Raw genomic sequence first — 7,191 nt, 5'->3', positions numbered from 1 at the left:
GGCCCGGCGCCCCGGCCGGCCGCGCCGGACGTCCAGGCCGCCGCGTGGTCGGCCGTCCACGGGCTGTCCCTGCTGCTGGTGGACGGTCCGCTGCGGCGGCTTCCGGCCCAGCGGCGGGACGGCGTCGTCGAGCGGACGCTGGCGATGCTGGTCTCCGGCTGCCGCGCCGAATGAGCGTCAGGGAGCGGTGACGTCCCCGCTCCTGCGCCAAGTTCCGTGGCGCGCGGGGCGGTTGGCATCGAGGCGTGTCTTGATCGTCATGTGGCGTGCACCCCGACGCGGCATTGGGCGTTGTACAACGTAAGCTGTACCGGTGCTGATTCGCGGCAAGTGGGGTGATTCCCCCCAGGCTGCCCTACGGGCGGCCACTCCACGCAGAGGACCGGCGGCGTGTCCGAAATAGGATGTATTGGGTCGGCAGTGTAGAACGGAGATGTGACGGCAATGACGGATGATCTCCAGCTCCGCGAGGGTATGGCCGTCCCCGCGTCGGGAAGCCCGCAGTGACGCGTGCCGGGCAGGTGCGCCCCGACGCCTCCTCGCGCACCACACTCGGCAAGGCCGCGGACGAGAACTTCCCCGTGGCGCCCTTCTTCCTGCCGCGCGCCTGGCGGGACGACCTCATGGCCGTCTACGGCTACGCCCGCCTGGTCGACGACATCGGCGACGGCGACCTCGCCCCCGGCGGCGACGACGCCCGGTTCCTGGGCGTCGACCCCGACTACGCCGACGACCCGCTCGCCCTGCTCGATGCCTTCGAGGCCGACCTCATGCGCGTCTTCGACGGGACGCCGCAGCACCCCCTGCTGCGCGCCCTGCAGCCGACCGTGCGCCGTTGCGCGCTCACCCCCGGCCCGTTCCTCGGCCTGATCGAGGCGAACCGGCAGGACCAGGTGGTCCGCCGCTACGAGACGTACGACGACCTCGTCGCGTACTGCGAGCTCTCCGCCAACCCCGTCGGCCGGCTCGTCCTGGCGATCACCGGGACCGCCACCCCCGAGCGGTTGCGCCGCTCCGACGCGATCTGCACCGCCCTGCAGATCGTCGAGCACCTCCAGGACGTCGCCGAGGACCTCGGCCGCGACCGGATCTACCTGCCTGCCGAGGACATGAAGCGGTTCTGTGTCACCGAGGCGGACCTCGCCGAGCCGACCGCGAGCGCGTCGGTGCGCAGCCTGATCGCCTTCGAGGCGGAGCGGGCCCGCGCCCTCCTTGACGACGGCGCCCCGCTGGTGGGCAGCGTGCGCGGCCGGCTGCGGCTGCTGCTCGCCGGGTTCACGGGAGGCGGGCACGCCGCCCTCGACGCGATCGCCGCCGCCGGATTCGACGTCCTGCCCGGGCCGCCGAAGGCGACCCGCCCGGGACTGGTGCGCGCGGCGGGCGGCGTCCTGCGCAGAGCGCGGAGAGAAGGGTGAGCCGGACCGTGGAGCCACAGAGCGAGATGTCCGCGCCGGTACGGGCCGCGTACAGCTACTGCGAGACCGTCACCGGGCAGCAGGCACGCAACTTCGCGTACGGCATCCGGCTGCTGCCGACCGAGAAGCGGCAGGCCATGTCGGCGCTGTACGCCTTCTCCCGGCGGGTCGACGACATCGGCGACGGCGAACTCGCGCCGGAGGCCAAGCGGGACCGCCTCGAGGCGACCCGCGCGCTCCTGGAGCGGATCCGCAAGGGCGCGGTCGACGAAGACGACACCGATCCGGTGGCCGTTGCCCTCGCCGACGCCGCCGAACGCTTCCCGATCCCGCTCGGCGGGCTCGACGAACTGATCGACGGCGTCCTGATGGACGTGGACGGCAAGACGTACGAGACCTGGGACGACCTCAAGGTCTACTGCCGCTGCGTCGCGGGCGCCATCGGCCGGCTCTCGCTCGGCGTGTTCGGCACCCAGCCCGGCGCGCCCGGTGCCGAGCGCGCCCCCGAGTACGCCGACACGCTGGGGCTCGCGCTCCAGCTCACCAACATCCTGCGGGACGTCCGCGAGGACGCCGGCAACGGACGGGTCTATCTGCCCGCCGACGACCTCGCCAAGTTCGGCTGCACCGACGGCTTCCGGACGGCGACCCCGCCCGCCGGGGCCGACTTCACCGGGCTCGTGCACTACGAAGTCCGGCGCGCCCGGGCCCTGTTCGCCGAGGGCTACCGGCTGCTGCCGCTGCTCGACCGGCGCAGCGGGGCATGCGTCGCCGCCATGGCCGGCATCTACCGCCGGCTGCTCGACCGGATCGAGCGCGACCCGGAGGCCGTGCTGCGCGGCCGGGTCTCGTTGCCCGGCCGGGAGAAGGCGTACGTGGCCGTCCGCGGCCTGTCCGGCCTGGACGCCCGGCACATCTCCCGGCGCACCGTGAGGAGGCGCGCGTGAGCCCGTACCGCGCATCCGAGCGTGCCTCCGGCCGCGCAACCCGCGTGGCCGACCCGGCGTCCCTGACGTCGACGACCCGAGGGGAGGCCCGATGAGCCCCGACCGCACCGCACCGGTCCCCGCCGCCGCGCCTGCGGGGGCCCCGCACGCCGTCGTCGTCGGCGGAGGGATCGCCGGGGTCACCGCAGCCCTGCGGCTCGCCGACTCCGGGGTGCGCGTCACGCTGCTCGAAGGGCGGCCGCGGCTCGGCGGGCTCGCGTTCTCGTTCCAGCGCGGGGAGCTCAGCGTCGACAACGGGCAGCACGTCTACCTGCGCTGCTGCACCGCATACCGCTGGTTCCTCGACCGGGTCGACGGCGCCCACCTCGCGCCCCTGCAGGAGCGCCTCGACGTGCCCGTGCTCGACGTCGGGCGGCCGCGCCGCCCCCGGCTCGGCCGGCTGCGCCGCACCGCTCTGCCGGTGCCGCTGCACCTCGCCGCGAGCCTCGCCACGTACCCGCATCTGTCCCCGGCCGAGCGGCTCGGCGTCGGGCGCGCCGCCCTCGCGCTCAAGCGGCTCGACCCCGCCGACCCCGCGCTCGACGGCATCGACTTCGCCACCTGGCTCGGCCGGCACGGCCAGTCGCCGCGCAGCGTCGAGGCCCTCTGGGACCTCGTCGGCATCCCCACCCTCAACGCCACCGCGGCGGACGCCTCCATGGGCCTGGCCGCGATGGTCTTCAAGACCGGGCTGCTCTCCGAGCCGGGCGCCGCCGACATCGGCTGGGCCCACGTCCCGCTCGGCGAACTGCACGACACCCGGGCCCGCAAAGCCCTCGACTCGCTCGGCGTCCGCACCGAACTGCGCACCCGGGCCGAGCGGATCTCCCGTACGGACGACGGCCGCTGGGCCGTGCACGTCTCCGGGGAGACGCTCGACGCCGACGCCGTCGTCCTCGCCGTCCCACAGCGCGAGGCCCACGGCCTGCTGCCCGAGGGCGCGCTCGACGACCCCGACCGGCTGCTCGACATCGGCACCGCGCCCATCCTCAACCTGCATGTCGTCTACGACCGCAAGGTGCTCAAGCAGCCCTTCTTCACCGCGCTCGGCTCGCCGGTGCAGTGGGTCTTCGACCGGACAGAGTCCTCCGGCCTGAAGGGCAAAGGGCAGTACCTCGCCGTTTCCCAGTCCGCCGCGCAGGACGAGATCGACGAGCCCGTCGCCGCTCTGCGGGAGCGGTATCTGCCGGAGTTCGAGCGGCTGCTGCCCGCCGCCCGCGGGGCCGGCGTACGGGACTTCTTCGTCACCCGGGAGCGCACGGCGACGTTCGCGCCCACCCCGGGCGTCGGGCGGCTCCGCCCCGCCGCCCGCACCCGTGCGCCGGGCCTCGCCCTGGCCGGCGCGTGGACCGCCACCGGCTGGCCCGCGACCATGGAGAGCGCCGTGCGCAGCGGCTTCAGCGCCGCCGGCGCAGCGCTCTCGGCCCTCGGCCGCCCCCATGAACATCCGCTGCAGGAGGCGGTATGAGCGTGAGTACCGGAACAAGAGGAGAGACCGTGCCGACTGTGCCGCCGGGTAACCCGGTCGTCGACACCGCGGACGTGACCGCACTTCTGGAACGGGGACGGACGCTGTCCACCCCCGTGCTGAAGGCGGCCGTCGACCGCCTCGCACCGCCCATGGACACCGTGGCCGCCTACCACTTCGGCTGGATCGACGCCCAGGGCAACCCCACGGACGCCGACAGCGGGAAGGCCGTGCGTCCCGCGCTCGCGCTGATCTCCGCCGAGGCGGCGGGCGTCGCTCCCGAGGTCGGCATCCCCGGTGCCGTCGCCGTGGAGCTGGTGCACAACTTCTCGCTGCTGCACGACGACCTCATGGACGGCGACGAACAGCGCCGCCACCGCGACACCGTCTGGAAGGTGCACGGTCCCGCCCAGGCGATCCTCGTCGGCGACGCCCTGTTCGCGCTGGCCAACGAGCTGCTCCTGGAACTCGGCACCGTCGAGGCCGGCCGCGCCACCCGGCGGCTCACCACCGCCACCCGCAAGCTCATCGACGGGCAGGCGCAGGACATCTCCTACGAGCACCGCGAGCGGGTCACCGTTGAGGAGTGCCTGACGATGGAGGGCAACAAGACCGGCGCGCTGCTGGCCTGCGCCGTCTCCATCGGCGCGGTGCTCGGCGGCGCCGACGACCGCACCGCCGACAAGCTGGAGGAGTACGGCTATCACCTCGGCCTCGCCTTCCAGGCCGTGGACGACCTGCTCGGCATCTGGGGCGACCCCGACGCCACCGGCAAGCAGACCTGGAGCGACCTGCGCCAGCGCAAGAAGTCGCTGCCGGTCGTCGCCGCCCTCGCGGCCGGCGGCCCGGCCTCCGAGCGGCTCGGCCGACTGCTCGCGGCCGACGCCAAGAGCGCCGACTTCGCCTCGTTCTCTGAGGAGGAGTTCGCCGCCCGCGCCGCACTGATCGAGGAGGCCGGCGGCCGCGAGTGGACCTCCCAGGAGGCCCGCCGCCAGCACGCCATCGCCATCGAGGCGCTGCACGAGGTGGACATGCCCGAGCGCGTCAGGGCGCAGCTCGTCGCGCTCGCCGACTTCGTCGTCGTACGGAAGAGATGATCACCATCACCCTGATATGAGTGCGCGGTCGCCGGCCGGCGTCATCTGGCGCCGGCCGACGGCAGACCCGAAGAAGCAGAAGACACCGACTGCGAAGGGGACGCCATGACAGCGACGACCGACGGAAGCGCCGGGGCCGTGGAACCCCGGGCTGCCGAGGCCGGCTCACCGACCGACACACCACCCGCTCCCGGCGAGGCGCGCGCCGCCGCCGCGCGGGCCGCACAGCGCGCGACCGACCACCTTCTCGCCCGGCAGGACGCCGACGGCTGGTGGAAGGGCGACCTGGAGACCAACGTCACCATGGACGCCGAGGACCTGCTGCTCCGTCAGTTCCTGGGCATCCGCGACGAGGAGACCACCCAGGCCGCCGCCCGGTTCATCCGCGGCGAGCAGCGCGAGGACGGCACCTGGGCCACCTTCTACGGCGGGCCCGGCGAACTGTCCACCACCGTCGAGGCCTACGTGGCCCTCCGGCTCGCCGGGGACCGGCCCGAGGACCCGCACATGGCCCGGGCCGCCGAGTGGATCCGCGAGCGCGGCGGCATCGCCGCCGCCCGGGTCTTCACCCGGATCTGGCTCGCCCTGTTCGGCTGGTGGAAGTGGGACGACCTGCCCGAGGTGCCGCCCGAACTGGTCTTCCTGCCCTCATGGTTCCCGCTGAACATCTACGACTTCGGCTGCTGGGCGCGGCAGACCATCGTGCCGCTGAGCGTCGTGTCCGCGAAGCGCCCGGTGCGCCCCGCGCCGTTCCCGCTGACCGAGCTGCACACCGACCCCGACCGGCCGAATCCGCCCCGGCCGCCCGCGCCGGCAGCCAGTTGGGACGGCGTCTTCCAGCGGCTCGACAAGGCCCTGCACGTCTACCACCGGTTCGCGCCCCGGCGGCTGCGCGGGGCGGCGATGAAAACGGCCGCCCGCTGGATCATCGAACGGCAGGAGAAAGACGGCTGCTGGGGCGGCATCCAGCCCCCCGCGGTCTACTCGGTGATCGCCCTGCACCTGCTCGGCTACGACCTCGAACACCCGGTGATGCGGGCCGGCTTGGAGTCCCTCGACCGGTTCGCGGTGTGGCGCGAGGACGGCGCCCGCATGATCGAGGCCTGCCAGTCCCCGGTCTGGGACACGTGCCTGGCCACCATCGCGCTCGCCGACGCGGGGCTCGCCCCCGACCACCCGGCGCTGGTGAAGGCCGTCGACTGGATGCTCGACGAGGAGATCGTCAAGAAGGGGGACTGGGCCGTGCGCCGGCCCGGACTCGCCCCCGGTGGCTGGGCGTTCGAGTTCCACAACGACAACTACCCGGACATCGACGACACCGCCGAGGTGATCCTCGCCCTGCGCCGGGTCAGGCACCCCGACCCCGCGAGGGTCGACGCGGCCGTCGCCCGCGCCGCGCGCTGGACGCTCGGCATGCAGTCCCGCAACGGGGCCTGGGGCGCCTTCGACGCCGACAACACCAGCCCCTTCCCCAACCGGCTGCCGTTCTGCGACTTCGGCGAGGTGATCGACCCGCCGTCGGCCGACGTCACCGCCCACGTCGTCGAGGTGCTCGGGTACGAAGGACAGGCCCAACACCCCCGCGCGCGCAGGGGAATCGACTGGCTCCTCGCCGAGCAGGAGCCCAGCGGGGCCTGGTTCGGGCGCTGGGGCGTCAACTACCTCTACGGCACCGCCTCCGTGGTCCCCGCGCTCGCCGCGGCCGGACTGCCCGGCTCGCACCCCGCGCTCCAGCGCGCCGTCGTCTGGCTGGAGTCCGTGCAGAACGAGGACGGCGGCTGGGGCGAGGACCTCCGCTCGTACCGGGATCGCGGCTGGGCCGGGCGCGGTGTGTCGACCGCCTCCCAGACCGCCTGGGCGCTCATCTCGCTGCTCGCGGCCGGCGAGCGGGACAGCGAGGCCGTCGAGCGGGGCGTCGGCTGGCTCACCAGGACGCAGCGCGAGGACGGCTCCTGGGACGAGCCGTACTTCACCGGCACCGGGTTCCCCTGGGACTTCTCCATCAACTACCACCTGTACCGGCAGGTCTTCCCGCTCACCGCGCTCGGCCGGTACCTCCACGGCGAGCCCGTCCTGCCCGCCCGCGCGGCGGCCGGCGGAGCCGCCCACGCCGGGGAGGGCTGATGACGCGCGGACCGGAGCCAGCCGGTTCCGTGCCGCCGCTGCTGATCGCCTGCGCGCTCGGCATCGAGCAGCTCGCCCTGCGCAGCGGCGGCCACGGCGGC

At 74.0% G+C, this 7,191-nt stretch carries 5 protein-coding genes; all 5 read left to right on the top strand.

Translation table 11 applies throughout. The annotated features are described in order from the left end of the window. Positions 1-503 precede the first annotated feature (503 nt). The gene (gene hpnC, locus VIU94_RS15455) at positions 504-1,415 is read left to right on the top strand and encodes a squalene synthase HpnC (protein WP_331911785.1); all 912 of its coding nucleotides are present in this window, start codon (positions 504-506) and stop codon (positions 1,413-1,415) included. Continuing rightward, a complete protein-coding gene (gene hpnD / locus VIU94_RS15450; protein WP_331911783.1) occupies positions 1,412-2,362 on the top strand; it encodes a presqualene diphosphate synthase HpnD in 951 nt (316 codons plus the stop codon). The genes hpnC and hpnD overlap by 4 nt, the downstream gene beginning before the upstream one ends. Before the next feature lie 91 nt (positions 2,363-2,453). Further along, a complete protein-coding gene (gene hpnE / locus VIU94_RS15445; protein ID WP_331911781.1) occupies positions 2,454-3,869 on the top strand; it encodes a hydroxysqualene dehydroxylase HpnE in 1,416 nt (471 codons plus the stop codon). After that, a complete protein-coding gene (locus tag VIU94_RS15440) occupies positions 3,866-4,966 on the top strand; it encodes a polyprenyl synthetase family protein (RefSeq protein ID WP_331911779.1) in 1,101 nt (366 codons plus the stop codon). Before hpnE ends, VIU94_RS15440 begins: the two co-directional genes overlap by 4 nt. A 105-nt stretch (positions 4,967-5,071) precedes the next feature. Beyond that, positions 5,072-7,090, top strand: a complete 2,019-nt coding sequence (shc, locus tag VIU94_RS15435; protein WP_331911777.1) for a squalene--hopene cyclase — start codon at positions 5,072-5,074, stop codon at positions 7,088-7,090. The last annotated feature ends 101 nt before the right edge of the window (positions 7,091-7,191 follow it).

It is taken from the genome of Streptomyces sp. (assembly GCF_036566765.1).
Classification (GTDB): domain Bacteria; phylum Actinomycetota; class Actinomycetes; order Streptomycetales; family Streptomycetaceae; genus Streptomyces.
This window is presented reverse-complemented; position numbering and strand designations above follow the sequence as displayed.